Annotated in this window: 16 protein-coding genes; 6 read left to right on the top strand and 10 right to left on the bottom strand. The window is 58.8% G+C overall.

Annotated elements, in window-relative coordinates:
* Positions 1 to 1,656: 1,656 nt before the first annotated feature.
* Complete coding sequence (locus JEY66_RS35715; RefSeq protein ID WP_026192309.1) at positions 1,657 to 3,984, top strand: S9 family peptidase; 2,328 nt, start codon at positions 1,657 to 1,659, stop codon at positions 3,982 to 3,984.
* A gap of 432 nt (positions 3,985 to 4,416) precedes the next feature.
* On the opposite strand, the gene JEY66_RS35710 is transcribed toward JEY66_RS35715, so the two are convergent.
* The 3 genes from JEY66_RS35710 to JEY66_RS35700 form a co-directional block, all read right to left on the bottom strand.
* A complete protein-coding gene (locus JEY66_RS35710) occupies positions 4,417 to 5,559 on the bottom strand; it encodes a cytochrome-c peroxidase (protein WP_016848196.1) in 1,143 nt (380 codons plus the stop codon).
* Positions 5,560 to 5,873: 314 nt separating this feature from the next.
* Positions 5,874 to 6,218, bottom strand: a complete 345-nt coding sequence (locus JEY66_RS35705) for a hypothetical protein (protein WP_016848197.1) — start codon at positions 6,216 to 6,218, stop codon at positions 5,874 to 5,876.
* Positions 6,218 to 7,306 (bottom strand): IS5 family transposase, encoded by a 1,089-nt coding sequence (locus tag JEY66_RS35700; RefSeq protein ID WP_026192311.1) that lies wholly within the window; start codon positions 7,304 to 7,306, stop codon positions 6,218 to 6,220. The genes JEY66_RS35705 and JEY66_RS35700 overlap by 1 nt, the downstream gene beginning before the upstream one ends.
* A gap of 1,101 nt (positions 7,307 to 8,407) precedes the next feature.
* On the opposite strand from JEY66_RS35700, the gene JEY66_RS35695 reads away from it, so the two are divergent.
* The 4 genes from JEY66_RS35695 to JEY66_RS35680 all read left to right on the top strand — a co-directional run bounded on the left by JEY66_RS35695 (position 8,408) and on the right by JEY66_RS35680 (position 14,392).
* Positions 8,408 to 8,830 (top strand): hypothetical protein, encoded by a 423-nt coding sequence (locus JEY66_RS35695; protein ID WP_155258682.1) that lies wholly within the window; start codon positions 8,408 to 8,410, stop codon positions 8,828 to 8,830.
* A gap of 867 nt (positions 8,831 to 9,697) precedes the next feature.
* Positions 9,698 to 11,359, top strand: coding sequence for a hypothetical protein (locus tag JEY66_RS35690; RefSeq protein ID WP_018269934.1), 1,662 nt, complete (start codon positions 9,698 to 9,700; stop codon positions 11,357 to 11,359).
* Between the two features lie 124 nt (positions 11,360 to 11,483).
* Entirely contained in the window at positions 11,484 to 11,729 is a 246-nt protein-coding gene (locus JEY66_RS35685; RefSeq protein WP_225161260.1) for a hypothetical protein, read from the top strand.
* Between the two features lie 830 nt (positions 11,730 to 12,559).
* Positions 12,560 to 14,392, top strand: coding sequence for an NEL-type E3 ubiquitin ligase domain-containing protein (locus JEY66_RS35680; RefSeq protein WP_016848203.1), 1,833 nt, complete (start codon positions 12,560 to 12,562; stop codon positions 14,390 to 14,392).
* Positions 14,393 to 14,595: 203 nt separating this feature from the next.
* Here JEY66_RS35680 and JEY66_RS35675 read toward each other — a convergent pair whose 3' ends face one another.
* The 6 genes from JEY66_RS35675 to JEY66_RS35650 form a co-directional block, all read right to left on the bottom strand.
* A complete protein-coding gene (locus JEY66_RS35675) occupies positions 14,596 to 15,351 on the bottom strand; it encodes a hypothetical protein (protein ID WP_018269935.1) in 756 nt (251 codons plus the stop codon).
* Between the two features lie 60 nt (positions 15,352 to 15,411).
* Positions 15,412 to 16,161: a P-loop NTPase family protein gene (locus JEY66_RS35670; protein WP_018269936.1), complete on the bottom strand. Its 750-nt coding sequence runs from the start codon at positions 16,159 to 16,161 to the stop codon at positions 15,412 to 15,414.
* A 711-nt stretch (positions 16,162 to 16,872) separates the two neighbouring features.
* On the bottom strand, positions 16,873 to 17,685 hold the full coding sequence (gene istB / locus JEY66_RS35665) for an IS21-like element helper ATPase IstB (protein ID WP_018269937.1): 813 nt from the start codon (positions 17,683 to 17,685) through the stop codon (positions 16,873 to 16,875).
* Positions 17,682 to 19,196, bottom strand: a complete 1,515-nt coding sequence (istA, locus tag JEY66_RS35660) for an IS21 family transposase (protein WP_026192312.1) — start codon at positions 19,194 to 19,196, stop codon at positions 17,682 to 17,684. The genes istB and istA overlap by 4 nt, the downstream gene beginning before the upstream one ends.
* 978 nt (positions 19,197 to 20,174) lie before the next feature.
* On the bottom strand, positions 20,175 to 21,620 hold the full coding sequence (locus tag JEY66_RS35655) for a M16 family metallopeptidase (protein WP_050994307.1): 1,446 nt from the start codon (positions 21,618 to 21,620) through the stop codon (positions 20,175 to 20,177).
* Positions 21,617 to 22,885 (bottom strand): M16 family metallopeptidase, encoded by a 1,269-nt coding sequence (locus JEY66_RS35650; RefSeq protein ID WP_018269939.1) that lies wholly within the window; start codon positions 22,883 to 22,885, stop codon positions 21,617 to 21,619. The genes JEY66_RS35655 and JEY66_RS35650 overlap by 4 nt, the downstream gene beginning before the upstream one ends.
* A 288-nt stretch (positions 22,886 to 23,173) precedes the next feature.
* Between JEY66_RS35650 and JEY66_RS35645 the strand changes: the two genes are divergently transcribed.
* Positions 23,174 to 23,338 (top strand): hypothetical protein, encoded by a 165-nt coding sequence (locus JEY66_RS35645; protein ID WP_016847912.1) that lies wholly within the window; start codon positions 23,174 to 23,176, stop codon positions 23,336 to 23,338.
* A gap of 59 nt (positions 23,339 to 23,397) precedes the next feature.
* Here JEY66_RS35645 and JEY66_RS35640 read toward each other — a convergent pair whose 3' ends face one another.
* A complete protein-coding gene (locus JEY66_RS35640) occupies positions 23,398 to 24,108 on the bottom strand; it encodes a hypothetical protein (protein WP_240537185.1) in 711 nt (236 codons plus the stop codon).
* Between the last annotated feature and the right edge of the window lie 303 nt (positions 24,109 to 24,411).

Raw genomic sequence — 24,411 nt, 5'->3', positions numbered from 1 at the left:
GTGGAATGGCCTCATCGTCTCGTCCGGTTTCGGACGTTTGCGTCGCCAATCGGCCACGCAGGACGCATGAGATAGATACCTGAAGATGATGCCGTCGGCTCTTGCATCGAGAACGATGTTGGAGGCGTCGCTACAATCTGTCGTCCGTCGGATCTGCGTCGACAAAAGGGGCGCTCTTCGGCTGCATTGGACCATTTAGCAAGATCTCTTGGAGGACATTCGAAAATCCGCCTTACCCTGAGCTTATCAGCATCACGATCTAGCTCTCGTCCACCCCCTAGCGCGATCTCCCTTGCGACCCTCAGGACGACGCCTCACGCGCGAACTCACGAATAATCTCCTGATCTCATCACCAGCACGCAGGTGGTTTCGCCTGCGAACAATCGCGTGCGCCCGCTGCCTGGACCGCTCTCGCGTCCTGCTGCGGACGCATAGGAGAACGAAAGAAGCCATGACTATCGCCCGACTTCGCATTCGCGCTCCGCAGTCACCGTATCGAGTGTGCGACATCGCAGTCCTGGAGGCGGACCCGACGACACCCATTAGGGTCATCTGTACTGATGCCGCCACTGAGTTGATCGTTGGAAGCCCGTCAATTGCGGCGGGCCGCCGCGATAGTCAACGAAGTGTCAGCGGAGGTGAAATGATCCATCTGATCGGCGACACCTACCGCCTGGTCTCGATAGCCGTTGAGATGGGAGCACGCGATCTGGCGAGGCAGAGCCGCTCGGATATCTAATGAATTACGGCCACACCGGCGCTTGTGGAGGAAGCGGCGAGCGTCGCGTTGTTAGGTCGTACGGCACATTCATTTTGACATGCGGTACTCGCTGGCGGACTGGCCGCGCGAGCAGCGGCACGGTTAGAGGCGTTCAGAAAAGTCCTCACGCTTGACGCCGATAAGCGCCCGATTTGCTTCGGGCTGTTCCAAGTGCGCGCGTTAGTTCGTCAGAATTCGCCTCGAAAGCCTGCAATATATACTACGATATCACCACATGCCAGAAGCTCTCAGCGCGTTCATTTCGTTGGCGACCGGCGGCCAAGGTGTCGAGGATGATCTGCGATGGATTGCCGCGAATGTCTCCACGGCTCATCGCGTGAGTTTTCGTCGCATTGACCCCGCGTCGATCTATAGCCCGGTGCGGTCCGTGTTGCCCGAAGTCCCAGGGGCTACTTATTCGAGTGGTTGCCGAGGCGGGACAAATAGCTCCCCACAAAATGGCGTTCCTTGGAGTCATTCGCCACAGGTGACCACGCGCAGCATGCGTGTTTTGTTTGGCCTCAAACGCCCACCTCGTTTCGGCATAATCGGCAAACTTGTGCGCAGAGGAAGCCGCAGCGATATACATCAGTTGGCATAGATTCTGCTCAGCATAAGGAGCACGGAAGTAATGCGACAATGTCGGCGCTGCAGCGCTCGTTGCAAAATGGCGCGCGGCGTTTGCTCATGTTGCTGTGTGAGGATTGTTGGCGGCACTTGCGGCTGCTGGCGAGCCGCCGAGCCGAATGTTCGTCAGGTACGAATCCACCCGAGGCTGAGCCGAAGGGGCATGTCGCCTAAAGTAGCAAGAAGGCCAGCCGCACCGAAGAGCCGCGCATCAATCGCGAAGTGACCTCGCATCGGGGTCCGCGCACTAAGAGGGGACGCGAATCATAATGTACAGATTGGTTGCCTTAATGCTTGCGCTGTTGGCTTGCAAAGCAGCGCAGGCGCACGCGGCGGAGGATGTCGTGAATGCGCCCCTCGCGCGGTCGGATTACGAGCGTGCACTGACGACCGCAGACCGATATGGCCGGCTTACCGTCAATGTCCCCGACGTGCCGTTTTGGCTCGGCGAGCGCGAGGCGTTCATCTATCGGCGGACGACCCATGGCAAGCACCAGTTTATCCTGGTTGATGCCGAAAAAGGCGTAAAGGAGCCCGCTTTTGATCAAGCCGGACTCGCGGCTGCTCTGAACAGAGCGAGCCACAAGAACTATCAGCCCGAGAATCTTCCCTTCGACCATTTCGAGCTGACCGACAAGGGTGGCAGGATGAGCTTCGACCTCGAGCATACGCATTGGAGCTGCGAGCTTGCAAGCTATGCCTGCACCGGCAATGCAATGCACTCGGGCGCCAATCAGCAGAGCCCCTACGACGACACGCCACCGGCAGAGAACGATCCAAACAAGACAAGCGCATCACCTGATGGCAAATGGCTGGCCTATATTCGAAACTACAATCTCTTCCTGCGCAGCCAAGACGGTTTGCAGGACATCCAGTCGACCTGGGACGGAGCTGAGAGTGACTATTATGCTCTCTCGACACTAAGATGGTCTCCAGCCTCAACTCACCTGGCCGTCTACCGAATCCGTCCAGCCCAACAACGGGAAGTCCATTACCTCGAATCGTCGCCGGCGCACCAGCGTCAACCCAGACATCTGACCATGGTGTATCCAAAACCCGGTGATGCCTTGGCATTGCTCCAACCCGTGCTGTTTGATGTCAGCAGCCGACGCGCGGTCACAATCGATAATGCCGCGTTTCAGAATCCTTACGGTCTTTCGGCGATCCGATGGTGGAAGGACGGACGGGGCTTTACCTTCGAATACAATCAGCGTGGCCATCAGCTCTATCGCCTGGTGGAGGTCGACGCCGCCACGGGCAAAGCGCGCGCGTTGATTGATGAGGCAAGCAAGACCTTCGTCGACTACCAGGCACTGGTGATGAAGCAGCTGAATAGTGGAAAAACGTTTCGCTATGACGTCGATGATGGAAAGGAGATCATCTGGGCCTCGGAGCGCGATGGTTACGAGCACCTCTATTTGTTCGACGGCCGAACAGGCGAGCTCAAGAACCAGATCACCAAAGGAGATTGGGTGGTCCGTGCGGTGTATTGTGTCGATCCAGTGAAGCGTGAGATTTGGTTTGGCGCCAGCGGAATGAACCCTGATGAGGATCCCTATTTCGTCCATGCCTATCGCATTGGCTTTGATGGAAAAGGACTCACGCCGCTGACGCCCGAGCCAGCCAATCATCACATCGAGTTCTCGCCTAGCGGTCGCTACTATGTCGACCTGTGGTCACGCATCGGCGTTCCGCCTCGCATGGTGCTGTATCGCGCCAGTGATAATGCCGAACGGATGCAGGTTGAGAGCGCGGAGATCTCCGAGCTCATAGCCGCTGGCTGGCAGCCGCCGCTCAGCTTCAACGCCAAGGGACGCGACGGCAAGACGGACATATGGGGCGTTATTCACTTGCCGACCAATTTCGATCAGCGCAAGAGATATCCGGTGGTGGAGCACATCTATGCAGGCCCCACCGGTTCCTTCGTTCCCAAGTCCTTCTCAGCTTCAATCGAGCCGCTCACACAACTCGGCTTTATCGTTGTTCAGATTGATGGAATGGGTACCAACCATCGCTCGCGCGCGTTCCACGACGTTGCCTGGAAAAATCTGAAGGACGCTGGCTTTGCGGACCGGATCCTATGGCACAAGGCGGCGAGTGCGAAGTATTCCTGGTATGATATATCCAACGTCGGCATTTTTGGCGCTTCCGCCGGTGGGCAAAACGCGGTGAGCGCGTTACTTTTCCATCCCGATTTCTATAAGGTCGCGGTCGCGAACAGTGGCTGCTACGACAACCGGCTGGACAAGATCTGGTGGAACGAACAGTGGATGGGGTGGCCCGTCGGCATCGAATATTCGCAATCCTCCGCCATCGACAATGCCGCCAAACTGCAAGGTAGATTGCTTCTCATAGTCGGCGAAATGGACCGCAACGTCGATCCTTCCGCCACGTTCCAGCTTGCCGATCGGCTTATCAAGGCGGGAAAATACTTCGACATGCTGTATGTGCCAGGCGCAGACCACGGAACGCCGGGCAGTTATGCCCAGCTCAAACTCCTGGAGTTCTTGGTCCGTAACATTCTCGAGCAAACAGCGCCAAACTGGAACACGGGCTCGATTGAACTGCCGAAGAGCAAATCAGGCCATGATGGCTGACCATCCATCGAGGATCCAGGCCTCGATGCGTGGGGCGCCACGATCGCGTTCTCGAAATTGAGAAACGCTCGTTGCGATCTACTACGAGGTCTCTCGCACATGCTGTCATGCGTACCTCCATCCTGATCGGCGCACGCAGCTGCTGATGCCTACAACGGCCTCATCAATTCGCCGCAAATCAGGGCGCGAACGCTGCGCGCGGCGGTCGGCTGCGAACCCCGCGACGTCGCGCCCGGTCCTCGCTCCAAATGAGAGTCGAGAAGCCGGGGGCGCTCAGGCAAGCCGGAAGAACTCAGCGCCGAATTCGTTTGATTGTGAGCTCCGGCTCGACACGGTGCTCTTTGACGTCGCTGCGGGAAGCTTGGGTGCCCGCACCTTCCTCCCTTGGCAAGTTTGACGAGCCTGGCTCTGTAAGCCGACAGCCTATTTGCCCTATTGTTCCATAGAGGGCTTTGGCGTTGTGTCGGTGCGCGCGGGTAATATCGGATAATCGATCTTAGGCAACTGCCCGGTAAGTGAATTTAGAAACGCGACGATGTCGTCTGTTTCTCTATCGTTGAGCTTCGCGCCGAGTTGTATTTCACTCATCACGCCAACAGCTTGCTTGAGGCTCCAAACTTGGCCCGAATGGAAGTAGGGAGGACGCAATGCGACATTGCGCAACGGCGCGGAGCGAAAAACATACTCGTCGCTGGGGACCTTGGTGACGGCGAAACGGCCCTTGTCGTCCCTCGGCAGCAGGCTTGCGGTTGGCCGTTCCGTCACGCCGAACGGGAAGTAGTCCTGGCCGCCGACGTTGATACCATTGTGGCATGACGAGCATCCCTTTTCTATGAACAGCTTTAATCCTGCTTTCTGCTGAGTACTGAGAGCATACGCATCGCCCTCGAGGTATTGATCGAAGGGAGCGGCGGGCGTGATCAAGGTCGCCTCGAATGCCTCGATGGCCTTGGCGAAATTGTCAAAGGTAATGGGCGTCGCGTCGTTCGGGAACGCCTTGCTGAACATGACAATATAATCAGTCATTGAATTCAACGTATTAAGAAGGCGAGCAGGCGTTGCATTCATTTCCGCACTGGCCTGGACAGGGCCTACGGCTTGTGCCTTGAGGTCAGCCGCGCGTCCGTCCCAGAACTGTGCCACATTGAAGACCGCGTTATAGACCGTTGGCGCTCGACGTGAACCTAGCTGCCAGCGATGACCAAGCGACCTCGGGCCGGCATCTGCTCCGCCGGTCCCAAGATTGTGACATGTATTGCAGCTGATGACCCCGCTCGCCGATAGCCTCGGATCGAAGAACAGGATCTTGCCGAGTGCAACCTTTTCGTGGGTAATAGGGTTGTTCTTGACCGCAGGAACAATAGAGGGGATCGGCTTGAAAATCTGCCTCGCCGCACTCATCAAATCATCATCGGCGCCTGCCGTTGACGATGCCAGAATCCCAGCGGCCAGAACGCACAGCTTGGCTGCGATGTAAAGCGTTCGTGCCGCTGATTTCCTCATCCCAAGCCTGCCTTTGTCGTAATTCGTGGAAGTCGCGAGCAGGGTGCGGGTCGCAGCTAGCCTGCCTATCATCGAAATGACTCCCAGCGATCAAAGACGAGCGACATCCATTGGGGTACTCATCCAAGTCTGATCCGCTGTTGCTGCGTAGTAGCAACCGCCGTGCCAATGGAGGTCAAGGGGGGCCGTTGATTTGGTCTTGAACAATTGCAGGAATGCCAGCAGTCGGCTCGAACCTTTGGGATCAACCGGCGTTCCACACGCGACGATGGCCATGCTGACGAAGTATATTTCGGCCTACTATCTCAACCGATAGGCAAGCCATAAAGCTGTCGGTTGCGCGATTTTAGACGCGTAGGCTTACAACTAGCAGGCTGTTGAAGAACTCAGCCGCGTTCGCAAACGAAGGCTGAATCGTCGCCGTTGTGGATGTAGAAGTGGCCGACGAGCCTGTCTGCAGTGCCGACCATAGCCCATCCGCGACCGCAGGACGGATCGTTCTCATCGTGCCCTTCCCATGAGAACTCCGCGCACGCCGATCCGTCGCGGGTGCCGTAGCGCACGTCCAGGAACCCCTTGAGAGCCCCAAAGGCGATTTCGCCATCGGACTTGCCCTGGAAGGTGAGATGCGCCTCCTCGACAAGATCGAGGAAGTCGCTATCCCAGACGTCCATCTCGACGATGCGCCAGCGGCCTGCAAAGGCCTTGGCGAGACCGGGCACCTTGGCCATCAGCCGGTCTCCGCGATCAGCTTGGGCAGCCGCACCAGATTGTAGGCGGTGGCAGCGAAGGTAAAGGCCCATGCGACCCGATCACGGCCACGGAAGCGGGTCTTCTCTTGCCCCGCGATCGTCTTGATCCAGCCGAATGCCTCCTCGATCCGCTTGCGGATGCGCTGGCTGACCGCATAGCCGCCGTGCCGGGTTGTTCGCCCGTCAATCGTAGAGCGGCGGCCGCTGGTGTTCTGTGTCACATGCGGCGTCACGTTCATCGAGCGCAGTTCGTTGACGAAGTCTTCCACGTCGTAGGCTTTGTCGGCGCCAAGCGTGATCGCTGTCGGCCGGTCAGCACGAGGCTCGATCATGTGCAGCGCGGCCACCCGCTCGGCATGCCCATCGGCCTGCGTCAGGCAGGCATCGACCAGCAGACCGTGGCGGTTCTCCATCAGCCCGTGCCCGATGAAGCACAGCTTCGTCTCCTTGCCTTTGCCCTTGCGATACAGCCTGGCGTCTGGATCGGTGGTCGAAGCATGGGTGTCATTCGAGCGTTTCTGGCCGTGGAAGTCCGCATCAGCATTGCGGCCGCCTTGCGCCGGCGGCTCGCCGGAGCCGTCCTTCGGCTTGACACTCTTCATCGAGGCCCAGGCCTCGATCAGCGTGCCATCGACCGAGAAGTGATCACTCGACAGCAGCTTCTTCACCCTGGGCTGCGCCAGCACCGCCGCCAGGAACTTCGCCGCGATGTCGCCTTCCAGCAGCCGGTCGCGGTTCTTCGAGAACACCGAATGGTCCCAGGCTGCGTCATCGACGCCGATGCCGACGAACCAGCGGAACAGCAGGTCGTATTCCAGCCGCTCCATCAGAAGCCGCTCCGAGCGGATCGAATAAAACGCCTGCAACAGCATCGCCCGCAGCAGCTTCTCCGGCGGGATCGACGGCCTCCCAATCGGCGAATAGAGCGCGGCAAACTCGCGCTCCAGCTCTGACAGCGCCTCGTTCACAATCCTCCGGATCGCTCGCAGCGGATGATCACGCCGTACCCGTGCCTCCAGGTCGACGTAGCTGAACAACTCGCCCGTTCGATTATCGCCACCGCGCACGCCCCGTCTCCGAATCTCGTCGGAGCCAATGAATCACGCTCGCCGGTTGGCGGCGAGTACCTTTTTCAACAGCCTGCTAGATCGGACGCTGAGCAAAAACGCGGAGCATCGACGCAATTCGTCGCGTCATTTGACGCGACGAAATCGTGTGACCTTGCGAATCCATCAACTATGCGTTGCGTTCCAGCGTGGCCGAGCAGTTATCGGCCGTCGTTGGATAAGGCTTCGTATACGCTGCGTCCAGTGAAGCGTGCAATTGCCGAGGAACTCTCCTTGCGAGCTCCCGCCAAGATATGGATGTGCTGTTTTGCTGCGTATTGACACTTGTTCGACGATCAAAGTGCTTGAATCGACCGTAGCGTCAGGTTGTAGGCAGTGCCAAGCAGGATCTGCCGCCTTTGCAGAAATGTCATGTTGGGGACTACGTCGCGAATGTCACAAGCTTAAACACAATACCTAAATTGGGCTCCGTCCGCTGCAAATGCAGCCAGCCTGCGTTGCGTTTTGATCGTGGCAGCAAGGCCTGACACCCGATGCAACGATGAGTCGGAAGTCCCGCAAATGACGCCGGCCGCTCGTGTCGATGCGGGCGACCTACTTTCCTAAACAGACAATACTTGCGAGGCAAAGAACAATACTGAAGGTTATGCAGCTTAAGAGAGTTCTGTTGAGCCAAAAGCGACGAACGGGTTGGGCTTACCGCGCGCCTCGCCATGCCACCGCCCTTGTTGCGATCGCAGCCACGTGGGTCACGGGATACGCTAGCGCGCGAGAACGAAGATTGGAAGAGATCTTGACGTCTTGCAGACCAGACGTGATGCGATTCTGTGACCGTTTTACGGGGCGTAGCGATATGGACGCGGCCATGTTTTGTCTTAGGGACAATTTCAAAGGCTTGCGTGTCGAATGTCGCCGCGTGATGCCAACCGCGGCGGAGAGAAACGTTGGGCCGAAAAAACGAGGCGTCAACAACGTTCCGATCCTGCATCGAGAGTGAGGCATCGGAGCGGGGGTGTTTCTCCAAAATGCTCGCATTAACTGCCGATCGAGATCCGGAAGGAATCGGTTGATGCCGTTGCGGCGTTCTCAACGAGCGTTTCAGTGGATTCACTTGAACTGATGGGACTGCTTTTGGTTGAGTTCACTGAAGGGCTCAAGACCAGAGGAAATGCGGTCGTCAAGAGCCGTTCAAAGGCGGAAAGCTGCTCAAGCAGACGCTTCTCAACGGCAGCACTCTCCTCGCGAGGCAGTTCCGTCTTAAGCAATCTACGACAGCGCCAGATCTCGTTTCGTACCCATCTGATTTCACTTAATCTATCATCAATCGAAGTCATCACAGATGCAGTTCACTTGGGCATTGAAGGTACAACGCGTACGCGTCAGCACTGCGTAGTCGCTCCGTCGGCATTCATGCCGACGGAGTTGTACCTGTGCGATTCGTCGCCATTGCTTGGCGGATGTGGCGAGCGGTTCGATGTATTCAAGACTGTTATCAACCGATATCACCTTACGCTGGGGGCGTGACCGGAATTTGCTGCGGATTGCTGCGGGTTTTCGGCGCTACGATCGTCCGGGTTGAGGAATTCCTGCGTTCCAGGGGCGATCGATGTTGCCCCCCAGCGGCGTGTGCAGCGTCATTGCACTCTCGCGGTTTCCTTGACTGGTCAGTGTCGTTGGCCGTCGCACCATTACAAGCGTTTCCCAACGAGCATGTCTATGGGTAAGGTGCGCGCGCTCACCAACATCCCGGAAAGGGCATGGCGGCAATGTTTTCTTCCATAGATAAAACGAGCGTTACCGCGATATCCGGGGCGCGCCCCGATAGAACGAAGCGCGGGAGCGAGCGCAGGACCTCACTGGGTGAATGTCACTCGAAATCGTGTCGAACTGAATGGACGCCCCATTGCTAGCCGCTGCGATAGTCGGCTGGGCAACGCCACGCTTCGATACCAATTTAGTAGCTTGAACCCCACGCTGCGTCAGGTTGTAGTCTCGCAAAGACAAACGCAGGCAGGACGGGCGTCGAATGGTTCAGCATGATCGGACAGGGATGGCTTCCTAATTGCCGACATTGTCGCTTGCGGGCCATGGGCAGGACCTTGGGTCCATCGGCGGGGAGGGGGCTGCTGTGCTGGCCGTTGTCAATCGCGCTGCAACAACCGGAGCCGTGATATGTCATGAGGTGATGGAGTGATGCGCGCAGCAGGATGTCTCTGACAACTGCTTTAATCACGTTTCCTCGCTGTGCAGTGAGGGCCCGCCGAGTGAACAGCCGGCCCTCGCAAGAGATGCTTCAACTGCGTAGGCGGTAAACATTCAGCCATAAGCGGTGACTAGTCGCATTGAGCTTGTGGCTGGACAAGGCGCCGCGGTGAAAGCTCGGAAGATCCCATGTCTACTCAAGCCAATCTGACGACGGCGCTAAGCGAGATCGATTGTGCTCGCGACATCGTTGAATTCTCAACTGTGGTGGTTGCGCGCGACAAGCAGCTGCGCAAGGCGGACCATCCGGTCTTTCTGCAAAAGGCTGCGCTTGAGTTTCAGTCTAGATTCCTGCCGAATTTCGAGGAAAGCATCCGTGCCGGGAGATCGTGGGGATATGCCACGACATGCAATGCGGTGAGCCGGAAGGCCGGAGGTCAGGTCGGCCGGGACGTTTGCGAAAGAATAGCTTCTCGCGTGTCGCTGCTTGACCATGCGCTGATTGGAAAAATCGGGATAAGAGCCCTTTCCATATTCGCCGCATCATTCGGTCGGCATTCCAACAGAGCAGAATGTCGCAAAGGGGCGATCAGAATAGCGAAGTTTTGTCGCGAGGAAAGCAGGCCGCTTCAAGAGTTGAACAATCTGAGCCTGGCGGCGCTGATAAACGGCTTCAGCAAATGGCCGGAAGAAGCAGACTTTCGCCAGGCGGCGGTTGCAATTGCGGGCGATGTCATTCGGCGCGCAGGCCGCCATCACCAACTCTCCGACTTTACACAGCAAGGATTGGTGAGCCTGGTCAACGGATTCAGCAAGTGGCCGGATGAGGCGGCTTCGCGCCAAGCAGCAGCCACGCTTGCACTCGAAATTCTGCATCGTTCCGGCAGGCTCTGCGAGTTTCCTCAGCAGGGATTGGCCATCCTGGTGAACGGTTTCAGCAAGTGGCCGGAAGAGCTGGCGTGTGGTCAAGTCACGATTGCGATCGCAGGCGAAGTTCTTCGTCGGGTCGCCCGGTTTCATGAGTTTGGCGAGCAGGATCTGGCAAATTTGGTGAATGGCTTTAGTAAATGGCCGGATGAGGCAGTCTCTCGTCAAGCCACAATCGCGATCGCAAGTGAGCTCCTGCACCGTGCTGACCAACTTCCTCACTATAGCCAACAAGGACTGGCAAACTTGGTGAACGGGTTTTGCAAATGGCCTGAAGATGCGACCTGTCGTAAAGCTGCAATTGCGATCGCTGGTGAGGTACTTTGGCGTGCTGTCCAGCTCCCCGATCTTACCCAACAGGGCCTGGCGAACCTGGTGAACGGCTTCAGCAAGTGGCCGGAAGAGCCGGCGTTTCGCCGAGCAGCCGTCGCACTCGCTCGTGAGGTTCTGCGCCGCGCCACTCAGCTCTACGATTTTTCACAGCAGGGGCTCGCGAACCTAGTGAACGGCTTCAGCAATTGGCCGGAGGAGCTGCCGTGTGGTCAAGTGACCGTTGTGCTCGCGGACGAGGTCCTTCGCCGTGCCGGCCGCAGGACGGGACTCTCAGACTTCACTGCCCAGGATCTCAGGGGCCTGGTGATCGGTTTCAATAGATGGCCGCTGCAGAGCGCCGCTCGCCAAGCCACGATCGCGATCGTCAATGAGGTCCTAGGCCGCGGTATCCGGTTCTTTGACTTTACCAAACCGGAATCGGAGAGTCTGATGGATGGCTTCAATAGGTGGCCGCAAGGCGAAGCAGGGCATGAGGCGATAGCGAAGATCATCGAGGAGCTGCAACTGATACAAAGTGAAGCCACTCAGCTCCGGTCAGGGGAGAAGTGGTCCCACCAAACAAGGCAATCGGCCAAAGAAGCCTCTTCCTAGCGGTGTTCATGCGTAGTATGCGGCGAGGTCACAACACGACAATCCCACGCAGCGACCCTCTTGGGATGCAGTCGGAGGCGTGCACAGCCACAGAATTGAGTAAACAATCGGAAGGACGTAGTTGTTGATCCAGGCTGAGAAGGATGTCGTCGAGCAGATGCTCTCATCATTGGCGATCAGCTTGTTGCAGAATCGTGTTGCGCCCTCCTACGAACAGGTGATGCATCATTTCGGATTAGCCTGCGAAAGAGCGGGGCTGATCGCGACGGAAGAGGTGGCAGTTCGGATATTGAAGCGCGTTTCAAGCGAAATCAACGAGGCGCAGTCGGTGCTCGAGTTTATCGGACGCGGGGCGGATCTAATGCATTGATCTCGAAGTTAAGAAACTTCCATCGAATCAGTGTCAGATGCAGCCGGGCGCGCGTTGTTCGACTGAGAAAGCGCCCCGGCAAGGGCCGAGTCGTCCGCTTTTGCTGGCCGAAACCTGCGGCAGTCTGAACCGATCTGGCAAGATCGATCCTTGCCGCCGATGTCAGAATAGGTGGGGACTCGCCATCTAGGAGGTTATCAGCCAGCCTTTGCCGATTGCGCCGGGGCGTACCGCCTCGCAGTGAAGCGTGAGCGGTGCTACATGGGATCGCGGGCTTTCAAGCTAGCGTCCCAACGTGGCCATCTGAATGAGCAGGGGGCGGTTTGTTGCCTCGGGAGTAGGAGCCGCAACTCGCCGGCTATCAGCGCCGCGCCGCCGAGGCGCCGTAAACAGCGAGCATTTTGCCAAGCTTAAAACTCGGTTGATCCTCGTCTGCTTTTCGTCGGTCCGCTATCTACGCCTAAGCTTCGGGAGAGGCTGATGGCCAGCCGTCCGCCCATTGTTCGTCGCTCTGAAGCCCGTCAGCTTATCGACAGCTACGTCTCGTAGCAGGAACATCTTTACTGGCTGGTCCGGCTTGACGTTCTCAGATCTGGCAAGAGAATTGGATGGTATCCATCAAGGGATTTACCGCCGAGGCTTTGGCTGTGCTGCGGTGAGCTGCAGTTGCTCGCCTGCAGGCCGGCAGGTGTGCGCGCCAGCCGTGGGCGGTGATTGCGCCGTATGACCGCCAGCTTTGTCATCAGCCGATCAGCGCGCCAACCCTGGTGAGGCTGACGGCTTAAAGGTGCGGCTGCGGACGCGCTTGGTTTGGATACGGAGAGACGGCGATGAATACAGAGCAGCTTGGCTCAGGCACTCCTTCGGGAACTTCCGATTCGGAAACCTCCGAGCCGGCATCTCCGGCTGCCACGCAGTGGGGCGAAGCCCTGACGGATGCGCTGGCGTCCGCTGGCGAGGCGTCCAGCTCGCAGCTCGAGGTCTTGTCGACCTGGGCCGCCGAAGGCGGGCAGGGGCAACACGAGGACCGTCGAGAAGCGGTAAGTCGTACGAGGGCTTGGCAGGACAGAGGCGATGTTAATGAGGCCCTAGATTTGTCGTCCCTGTCCCTGACCGGCTTGCCTGCGTCGACCCTGGCCGGGCTGCGTCGCCTGAATGTCGACGACAATCAGCTGAACAGCCTTCCTGGGAACCTTCCGGTCAGTCTCCAGTGGCTCTCTGCCAGCAATAATCGGCTGACCGGCCTGCCCGAGCTTCCAAATGGCCTGCTGCAGCTCGATGTCATCAGCAACGGGCTCACCAACCTGCCCGCACAGCTACCGCCCGGGTTGCTGCGGCTGAGGGTCGATAACAATCAGCTAACCAGTCTGCCTGATCGCCTTCCGGCGACGCTTGAGGAACTGGACGCCAGCGGCAACCGCTTGACCAATCTGCCCGACCTTCCATCCCGGCTCCAGCGCCTCAACGTCGACCACAATCAGCTGACGGACTTGCCCGAGCCTCTTCCGGGCGGGCTCCAATGGCTCAGCGCTAGCCACAACGAACTGACCAGTCTGCCCGAAACGGCGCTTCCCGACCTAATTTGGCTCGGCGCCAGCAACAACCAGCTGACCAGCGTACCCGAGACCCTGCTGACACAGCTAAGCGGTTATTCTAGCGTTAATCTGGAGAATAATCCGCTCCCCGATTTGGTGCAGGCTGGCCTGACGGCAACGATACATGCAGCGGGCTATGCAGGCCCGCAGGTCTTTTTATCGACGGCCGAAGGCGCGCTGGAAGTCCAGCCGCGCTCGCTGCAAGAGGTTGTGGCGCACTGGCTCGAGGCCGAGCCGTCGGTAATGGCCACTTGGCAGCGCTTCGCCCAAGAACCGGGTGCGCAAGACTATGCACGCTTCCTCGACCGGCTCGGGGGTACCGTGAACTATGGCAACGAAGCGTTCCGGCAGGCGGTCGTCGAGGATCTGCGGCAAGCAGCCGTCAGGCCGCGTTTGCGTGAACAGTTTTTCCAACTGGCCTCGGGAGCGAGCGAGCGCTGCGAAGATCGGGTTACCTTGACCTGGAACGGCATGCAGAGCGCACGGCTGAACGCTGACGTTGAAGACGGCGTCTATGACGGCCGGTTAACCGAGCTGCTCCAGCAGGGCCGGGTCCTGTTTCGTCTGGAGGCGCTGGACAGGATCGCACGCGAGACGGTCAATTCCCTTCGTCGTGCCGATCCTGACGCCGACGTCGACGAGATCGAGGTCTACCTTGCCTACCAGACCCAGCTGCGCAACCCGCTGCAGCTGCTGCACATCGCTCCGGATATGCGCTTCTTGAATGTCTCTAACGTGACCGAGGACGATATTGTCAGAGCCGAGGCGTCGGTGCGCAATCAGGAGGCAGCGGAATTTCCGGACTACCTGGCAACGCGCTGGCACCCATGGGAAAGCGTGTTGAGGCGCATCGCACCCGAAGACCATGTTGCAATGGAGAGGCGGCTCGTCGACGCGATGGGCGATGAATTCCAAGCCCGCTTGGATCGGCGACTGGCCGAGAATGGTCTGACGGGCGATGCCGATGCAGAGCGAGTGCTTGGCGCCCAGATTCGCAAAGAGATCGCCCTCGAGATCAAAGGCCCGGTCATGCATCAGGTCCTCGAGAGATTCGGACTTGAGCTTTGAAGCGCCCTCGAGCGGGAGCCGTCGATCCGGCCAGCTGCGCGCAATCTCAGGCGGCTATCGATCCTTATCGAGGAACGAATGGAGAAGTTTCGTCGAGCGAATGAGTTGCCGGCAGGTCTCGGTCGCTAGGTTGTGCGGACGATCAAGAGAAATCGTTCTATCGACTACTCGACCAGGCGAGCACTCTGTCGAATATCACTCGTTCATCTCTGATAGCGAAATGGATAGTGAACCGGTCCCACAGTCGCCCTTGTGCCTCGTAGGCTCTCGATATTCGTTGCGCGAGATCGATAGGACCCTCGCTGCATCACGCTCGACTCCAAATCACGAAGCATGGTGTAGTTTCGCCGGATCCACTGATGCAGTTCGGTGGTCCAGTCCTTTTCGTCGCGCAGATACCCGGTGAAGGAAAAACTCAGCCGATCGATATATCTCTTTAGAAACAACGGGAGCGCGGAAATCCGGAGCACTCGCTCACAATCCATCGCGTCAGGTAGTCCTTCGCGCAGCACGAATTCATTGTGGACGGTGACCAGCGCCGCCGGTGGAATCTGCCGCCGCAGCATTTGATAACCACGGAAGGAATGGCGGTCAGCGCCCGCGACGAAGAGGATGACAGGCGCGACACAGCAGCGTGCTGTTTCCTTGATGAAGCCGATCTCCTCGCACATCTTGAAGAACTCGTCGAAGGCGTGGAAGCCGAGGTCGATCACCTTGGCTACCCGATCGTGTATGATCAGTGGGTCCATCAGTTGCATCTTACCGTAAGTGTCAATTACATCTGCGGTCTCCGTGATGTTGGGGAGATAATCGAGCAATGACGGTTCCTTGAGATTTACATCGAAGGAGAGCGCCGTACCATTTTTCAGCAGCAAGTACTCGCTCACGAGGCGAGCGACGAGAGTTTTGCCGACCTGCGGGCTAGGAGAGCAGATGATGTAGATAGGAGTCGCTAACATAGCCAGCAGATCAATCTCACTTCGTCCCTGGGCTCAACCCGTCGCTCGCCGATAATGCGACTACTTATCGTCGCTCCGAGTCGCTGACTTGGCGCCGGCCAATTCCGTCAAGTTGATGCGATCAAACTCGCTCCAGACATTTGCCAGCCAGTGCCGTACATAGCCGCGCAGAACGAAGGAATTGTTCGCCGGCTCATCGTTCCGGCCCTTGTTTGCGACAAAATCGACGAATGGGACAGAAGCGACTTCGACCTGCTCGTAGGCCATCTCGTTGAGCTTCGGGATGGTCAACTCGGTCGCATGCTTGATGCGGTGAAAATAAGAATTATAGGTCGACTGGTCCCACTGGAAGAATTGAGTATCGTTGATGAAGTTCTTCACCAGATAGTACTTTGCGCCGGCCATGTAGGTCGCGGTCTCGGCGATCTCGTCCAGCGAAGCGATGGATGATCCCAGAATATGGAATACGGCAAAAGTGATCTGGCCGGATCGCGCCGAATCCAAAAAGCCGATGTCGCGCAAGGAGGCCAGTGCTGTGGATAGTAAGCCGGCGCGAGCATCGATAACGGTGACGGATAGCCCTGAGTTCAGGGTATCGAAGATCTTCATCTGGTCCGCCGTCGTCGCCATATCGACGATCTCGGTGATTGCGGGATAGAATCGCTTCAACGTTCCCCGCGGCGACTCCGTGTCGAATGCGCGTGTTTGCACGTTATTGACGTTGAAGTAGTCCAGAAGCGTTCGTGATACGGTCGTCTTGCCGACGCCTCCTTTGTCCGCGCCCACCACAATCACAACCGGCTTCACCATGGAATTCTCCTGAGACACTCGCTATTGCCGCGCGCGACGTGCGCAATCGGCGTGTCTTTGCTTTGGATGCGAACATGGCAGAAAGAAGGGGCTATTGAATCTTCGACGCGGGTGCGGCCCGATTGATGAGGTTTTCCAGTGCCGAGCCATCGGAGCTCTTTGATTGCGACGACGATGCAATTCGATGACAATAACTAATCTCTCGTGATCGCGTTTCACGTGAGGTTTGTGGTGAGCTGAAAGGACAAATTATTCGAGCAGTCGACCATGCGCGCTGATGATCGCGATCACCATCATGCTAATTCAATTTGATCGTTGATCAGCGCAAACAATTCGAGAGTCTCACGTACGTCAGGAAAGTTGGGCTTTGGCGTGGGCATGACCGGGGTGTTCCGCCCCGGTGCTTAAGACGCTTTCGGCGCGTTGGGTCGCACGGCCGTGCTGATCCGGTTGATCGTCAGACATCTAACTCGACAATCATGGCGGCCGTCTCATCCGGCAGGCAACGTGACGAGCGAACACAACAAGAAAACTATCGAGCAGCGGCCTGTTTAAAGCCTCGTTGCACATTCGAATGTCAGAGTATAGCGCGACAATCTGGGTGGGAAGCGCACGACAATCAGGATGGCGAGTCGGTGTCGCGGCGAGGTGATGATTGCCGCGTTGATTGTCGCGCGCAAGAGTTTTTTGAACTCTGATTGTCGCGGAGCGTCAATCAGAGACGGTTTTGGGTGTCGCGTGTGACGGCGGGCGTCCAGGTCCGCGTTTTCGTTCGAGCGCGGTCCGCCTGCGATAGCTTTCGACGTTCATCTCGACGATGGTAGCGTGGTGGACAAGCCGATCGATGGCGGCGAGGGTCATAGCGGGGTCCGGGAAGACCCTGTTCCATTCGCCGAATGGCTGATTGGCTGTGATCAGCATCGAGCGTCGCTCGTAGCGTGCGCTGATGAGTTCGAACAGCACGCTGGTCTCGGCCTGGTCCTTGGTGACGTAGGCCAGGTCATCGAGGATCAGGAGATCGAAGCGATCAAGGCGGTTGATGGCGGCCTCGAGGTTGAGCTCGCGCCGCGCCACCTGGAGCTTTTGCACGAGATCGGTGGTTCTGGTGAAGAGAACGCGCCATCCGTTCTCGATCAGAGCGAGGCCGAGAGCACTTGCGAGATGGCTCTTTCCGCCACCGGGCGGGCCAAACAGCAGCAAATTGGCGCCCTTGCCCAGCCAGCCGTCGCCGGCGGCGAGCGCGGTGACCTGCGCCTTGGAGATCATCGGCACGGCCTCGAAGTCGAAGTTGTCGAAGGTCTTTCCGGCTGGCAGCCGTGCGTCGACGAGGTGCCGCTCGATGCGACGGCGGCCGCGTTCGGCGATCTCGTGCTCGGCAATGGTGGCGAGGAAGCGGGCCGCCGGCCAGCCTTCCTTGTCGGACTGCTCAGCAAATTGCGGCCACAGCACCTTGATGGCGGGCAGCCGCAGCTCGTTGAGCAACAGATTGAGGCGCGCGGTGTCGACGGTGTTGGCCGTGTTCATGCGGCACCTCCGATCTCGGCGGTGCCGATAAGGCACTCATAGGCGGCCAGTGGCGCGAGATGCACCACGACCTGCGGCACACGGGCAGGATCGGGCGCGAAGTGCGTGCGCAGCTGTCCGAGATCGGGCAGTTGGCCGGCGTCCAGGTCGGCGGCGAGCTGACCGGCGAGTTCGGCCTCGCAGCCGCGCTCGTGCGCCAGCGCAAGCAGATCGACCATGAGCCGGCAGGCTTTCTTGTCCGGCAGCCGTTCGCGCAAACGATCGAAGGTCTTCCGATAGGCATCGCGCGGGAACAGCCGATCACGGTAGACGAGATTGAGCAGCGCCATTGGCTTGCGCCGCAAGGAATGGATCACGTGCCGATAATCGACGACCTGGTCGTGCTTGCCGTTGGGATGCGGCCGCCCACGCGGCAGGGTGACGAGATGGGTGCCGCCGACGAACGTGTCGAGACGATCATCGTAAAGGCGCACCCGCAGCTGGTGGCCGATCAGGCGTGACGGCACGGTGTAGAACACCTTGCGCAAGGTGAAGCCGCCGCTTGACGTCACGCGGACAATCACCTCCTCGTAGTCCGAGGTGCGGCGATCTGGCAATGCCTGCAGGGTGGCGCGCTCGTGGTCGATGCGCTTGGCGTTGCGGGCATTGCGGCGGCTGACGATCTCGTCGATGAAGCCGCGGTAGGCCGCGAGATCATCGAAGTCGGCAGTGCCGCGCAATAGCAGCGCATCGGCGATCGTCCGCTTGAGATGGCCATGCGAGCTCTCGATCGCCCCATTCTCATGGGCGATGCCGCGATTGTTGCGGGAAGGCCGCATGCCGTAATGGGCGCAGAGGTCCTCGTACCGCCGGGTCAGATCGTCCTGAGCATTCCGGTCCAGATTGCAGAAGGCGGCCGACAGACTGTCGGTCCGATGCTCCCGCGGCGCGCCGCCGAGCGACCACAGAGCATTCTGCAGTCCTTCCGCCAAGGCGACGAAGCTCTCGCCACCGAGCACGACATGGGCGTGCTCAAAGCCGGAATAGGCCAGCCGGAAGTGATAGAGGCGATGATCGAGCGGCACGCCCGCGATGGTGACCCCGAGCTCGCCCATGTCGGTGAAGTCGGACAGGCCGACCTGACCCACTTCGTGGGTCTGACGGAAGATGACTTCCTGCTCCTCGCCGTGGATTGCCCGCCAGGCGCGGATCCGGCGCTCCAGCGTGCGGCGGATTCCAGCCCCGAGCTCAGGGTGGCGGCGTAACATCTCCTCGAAGATCGCGACAGCCCGCACGCCGGGGGCCGCCTTCAACATCGGCACGACCTCGGTCTCAAAAACACTGGCCAACGGGTCCGGTCGGCGCCGGCCGCGGGCTCCCTTCTTCTGCAATGGGAGCCTTCGATCCTTCTCAAAGCGATACGCGGTCGAGGTACTGAACGACGCCTTGGCGGCGGCCACTGGCGGGGTATCGGTCTGACGGTACTTCATGTAGAGCCTCATCTGGTGATCGGTAACGTGTCGGCCTGGCAAGCGAGTGATTCCTCTTGGCGGAAGAACCACTTGCACAACCAGCCGGCCGCGATCACCAGTCGGCGCGGTCCCCTGTGGATCGCGCCGACGCCGGGCTCGTAACTCCGGTCGGGCTACGCCCTCCCTGCGTCACGAGCCCGGCGAAGCTCTCTCATCCTGATTGACGCTCCACTGTCACCCTGATTGCCGCGCGGCAGTCAGAGCGCCGAGCTGAGAGCTCGGCCCGGGACCTCGGCTCTGTGGACCTGTTCGACGGCGGGAAGCGGTATCCGACGGGCCCTTCTGCAGTTGCTTGATCGGCGAGCCTGATGACCATCTCAATTAGGGATCTTCACTTTGGGCATGAGCGTCACCGACCATCCCCCATACTTGCATCTAGCGACACGGAGGTTGGTCGCTCGGAGAGTCGCCCGTTCCGCGACATGTCGAAAGCGATAATTTTCTCGTGCATATAATCAGGTCCGCCACAATGCGGCCGATCAGGTGGCATCCCAGGCGGCGCCGTCGAGGGAACCCGCCGTTATTGTGGGGCTGCCGCTGCCACGATGGGCCGCTGCTGATCATCGTCACAGGTATTCAGGATCGGGCCGCGTGACACCACAGAACATAACGCCAGTTCGCCAGGGTCGCAGTAACTGAGCACACCTGTAAAGCGCAAGGCAGCTAAAAGCACATATTTGCTAGCAAATCGGGTAAGGAGCGGAAACAAGAAGCGTCGACTTCATAGCTCCTGCTTCTCTGCCCCGGAGTCCGCCGACAGGAGCAAACTCTAGCTCTGCGAAGGCCCCAGGGCCAAGAATTCCGCTTGGGCCAGCAGTGAGAGATTAGCAACGATCGGCAAGCGGTTAATGTGTGATTACGCCGCTAGTGCGAGAATTTGAGCGCAATTTTTTTGCTCCGCCGCAGCAAACTGCCGGTTCTTTACCGGAGGACGTGGAGAGCGAGTCTCGTGCCTGCGGCGCTGAGGTTGCCTGAGAGTTAATTGGGTTTCCTCGGTAAAGCGGGTGATGGTGTGGCGCCTAGCTGCTCGGCGTGTGACGGGGTCGTCGTGGCGGAGGGAACAGGTGCCGACTCGGCCGCGACCGGTGGGGAGCGGCCGACGATAACGGTGAGCAGACCCTGGCCCCACAGCCGCTGCGCGACCTTCCTGGCGTCTTCCAACGTCACCGCATCGACGATGGTATTGTAGTTTTCGATATAGTCGATAGGTAGCTTGTCAAGCTGATGCTGCAGCAGCGTTCGCGCTAGCTTTGATGAAGAATTGAGAGCCAGCATCTTCGAGCCCTTCAGGTAAGATTTTGCATCGTCGAGTTCTTGTCGGGTCGGGCCCTCGTCGGCGATACGGCGGACCTGCTTCTCAATCTCTTCAAGCGTCTCGCCGGCACGATTGGCGCGGGTGCCGCTGTTGCCTACGAACACGGCGGAATGATTCATCCAGACCAGCTGCTGACGGACGGAATAGGCCAGCCCGCGCTTTTCGCGAACTTCGCGAAACAGCCGTGACGACAGACCGTCGCCGCCGAGAACGTGGTTGACGATATTGGCGGCCATGAAATCGGGCTTACTGCGGCGGACGCCGGGACCACCGAAAGTCACAGCCGTCTGGGCCACATCGAGCGGAATGAAGACGCGCTGCGGCGGCTTTGCTGCGACGACGTCGCGAATCGGCACCGAGTCCGCCTTGGCCGGCAGGCCGCCAAACGCCTTGTCGAGCAGTCCGCAGAGGACGTCTGGCTGAATGTCACCGACCACAGCGATCTTGAGGGTGTCTTTTGCGATCACGCGCCGGACATAGCCCTTGAGATCGGTGACGCCAATCTTCGGGACGCTCTCGAGCGTGCCTCCGGCTGGCCGAGCATAGGGATGATCGTTAAAGGCGACTTCGAGGAACTTGCGATTGGCGAGCGATGAAGGATTGTTTGAATCATTCCTAAGATTCGCGAGCAGGCTGGCACGGATCCGTTCGACATCGGCCGCGTCGAAACGGGGTAAGGTTAGTGCCATCCGTAAAAGGTCGAAGGCCTCATCCGCGTTTTCCTCGAGCGTGCGTAAGGCACCGCGGAACTGATCGCGCGTCGATCCAAAACTCAGCTCAATGGCGCGACGGTCGAGCCGCTCGTGAAAGCTCTTGGAGTCGAGATCGCCGGAGCCTTCATCGAGCAAGTCAGCGACCATGTGGCCGACGCCGGCTTTGTCGGCGGGGTCCTGTGTCGCGCCGCCGTTGAAAGCGAATTCCATCGCAATAAACGGGACAGTTGCGTCTTTGACGAACCAGGCTTCTACCCCACAGGGCGAGACCAGGCGCTGGATCTTGGCCGCGGCAACGCTCTTGGCGGCGCCGAGCGAATCTGGCGAAACAAGCATTCCAATTGACAATGAAGCTCCGCCGATGAGGACGGAACGCCGTGTAAAGGAACAGGTCATGATCGTTTCTCCGTGTGCTTTGACGTCGCTTTGGTGAGATAGCCGGTCACCGAGCGCTTCTTGTCGAGCCATTTGCGCGAGGCCTCGAGTACCTGCTCCGCCCGTACGGCGCGGATGCTGTCCGACCAGCCTCGGACGTCGTCGATGCTCAATCCGGTCGTCAGTCCGCCGCCATACCAGGTCGCGAGCTCTTCCAAGTTGTCGTGGGCATAGATTGCTTGCGCGATCAGCTGTGTCTTGACCCGCTCGAAATCCTCTGCCTGCGGGGAATTGTGCGCAATATCGGCGACCGTCTCGTCAATGGCGCAGTCGAGCTGCCCGAGCTCGACGCCCGGTTTCGGCGTGGCAGAAATCTCGAATTGCGAGAGATCGATCGCAGTAGCGCTGTAGCGCGTCCAGGCGCTGATCGCGAGCCGCCTGTCGATTACCAGCGCGCGATAGAGATATGAGTTGATGCCACCACCCATCAATTTGCAGAGCACCTCAAGCGCTGGACTCTCCCCGGCGGTCGCGGTGCGAGCCGAGGGTACGAGATAGAGACGGCGCAAGGCTGGCTGCTCGACGCGGGGATCTGCCAACGTCACGGTGCGCGGCGCGGCCGGCGTTGGCTCCTGCGGTCGCAGGCGTTCCGCAGGAATCGATGGCTGCGGGGGAATGCCGCCAAAATTCCTTTCCACCATCGGGCGGACCTCGCTGACCTTGACGTCACCCGCGATGATCAGGATGGCGTTGTTCGGCGCGTAGAAACGCTTGTAGAAAGCGAGCGCGTCTTCGCGGTCGAGATTTTCGATCTCCTGCCGCCAGCCGATCACAGGGTGACCGTAGGGATGGTTGAGGTAGAGCGCCGCCATCATCTGCTCGACAAGCCGCGCATCCGGCCTGTTGGCGACGCGCATATTATATTCCTCCAGCACGACGTCGCGCTCTGACAATACGTCCCGGTCCTTGAGAATAAGACCGGTCATGCGGTCGGCTTCAAATTCCATCATCTTGCCGAGCTGTTCGCGCGGCACGTGCTGGAAATAACTGGTATAGTCCCTTCCCGTGAAGGCGTTCTGATTGCCGCCGACGCGCAGCACGGTCTGGGAGAATTCGTCCGCCTGATGTTTGGTTGTGCCCTTGAACATCAGGTGTTCAAGGAAATGCGCTAGCCCCGATTTGCCCGCCGGCTCATCGGCGGAGCCAACCTTATACCAGATCATCTGAGTCACAACGGGTGCGCGATGATCCGGAATCATCACCACTTGCAGGCCGTTTGGAAGCATGAGGGTAGCCGGTCGATCCGATCTGGCCTTGTCCTCAGCAAAGATGCTCTCCTCCGCAGAAGAGTATAGGTTACGATTGGTGCTATCAGCCGTCCTGTGCTCGACCGCCGGGGAGGTGGGTGTCACTGAATCGATAGCGCCAGTAGCGATGCTCGACGCCATGGCGTTGACGGTACTCCGGTTCTTCATGGCCTTGCCTTCGCTCCATAGAGATCCATGTTTTGTGGCAGATAGACCGACAAAACAGGAGGCTGTACACGGTTTGGCAAGGAGCAAAGGTCGGGCCAAATGCCCGATGTGCGGCACGGGCCGCACGGCGCGCCAACCGGACGCAAGACCGATCCGGCGCGCGTGTTCTGGTCAAAGGTCAACGGCCGGCAGGTCGTGAACACGACATTGCGCAAGAAAGCACACGACAATCTGGCGCAAACCGTAGAATGGCAGCGGGGATAGACAAATTGAACCGCGATATGACTCCGGATCAAATCCCTGTCGCCTGTTGCTGTCTCGTTCTACGCCGGGAGTGGCTTGACGATGTTTCTCATGGTGGCGAGGCGAGAGTTGGCGAGAAGCTCCTTGGAGTACGCTGTGCCGAAGTAGTCGAGGACGAAGGTGCCAGAATAGCGTAGATTATCGCACGCGCGGATGAGGCTATCGAGTATTGCGCCGACTTGCCCAATGCGGTCGCGATAGCGCGCGCGAATGACATTAACAGCGTTCATCGAATGAACCGCCTCGTCGGCAATTATCTCTCGCAGCCAATGATGAAACGTGTTGTTCCCAAGAGCGTCGTAAAACGGCTTTTCTGCCGCGTAGGCGCGGCAAGTGCACATTTCGTCAAACGCAATCATAACTAACAAGGAGAATTCGTCCTTCAGGTAATCGGTAATCGGACCAAAATCATGCGATCGAGCGCCCAACCTCTCGCGAAGATGCTTTTCGGATCCGTTCGCGACAAGTTCAATGATCCGGATGAAGCCATTGGTGTGGCGCTCTTCATCAATCACCCAGGCGCTGAGAAATGCTGCAGCTTCATCGGTCGCGATGAGATTTCTGGCGGCAAGTTCTTGTTTCAAATGCCGGGCGTCATATTCCGTGTATAAATCAGGCCACAATTTATCCCAACGTGCGCGTATGGCTGATGGTTCGGCGCTGAACATCGCAGGTGTAAGAGCGCTGAACAATTCGCTTGGATTCCAGTCCCGTCGAACCGGCGTGATCATCCCTGTCCCCTAGCCGCGAGCGCTTAAGCGAACGTTTTTGTCTTTCCGAACCCTGGCAAATATTAGCTGCATACGAAACGGCCGTCGCCTCTCAGTTTTGGTGGGGCAAGTCCGGGTCGTACTGTTCTCGGCCCATCCAAGGTTGCGGTCAATGGCCAGCGAAAGTTCATCGCGGTGAGAAGCAAGCCAAGAAGAAGTGGAATACGCGCGTTTACCAGCCGACTGGTTTCGTCGTACTGATCGACACGCATAGCATCGTCAGTCTACCATCGGCCGGTTGCTCGGACTGCACGACGCCTTTGC

The sequence above is a fragment of the Bradyrhizobium elkanii USDA 76 genome, assembly GCF_023278185.1.
In the GTDB taxonomy this organism is placed as follows: domain Bacteria; phylum Pseudomonadota; class Alphaproteobacteria; order Rhizobiales; family Xanthobacteraceae; genus Bradyrhizobium; species Bradyrhizobium elkanii.
This window is presented reverse-complemented; position numbering and strand designations above follow the sequence as displayed.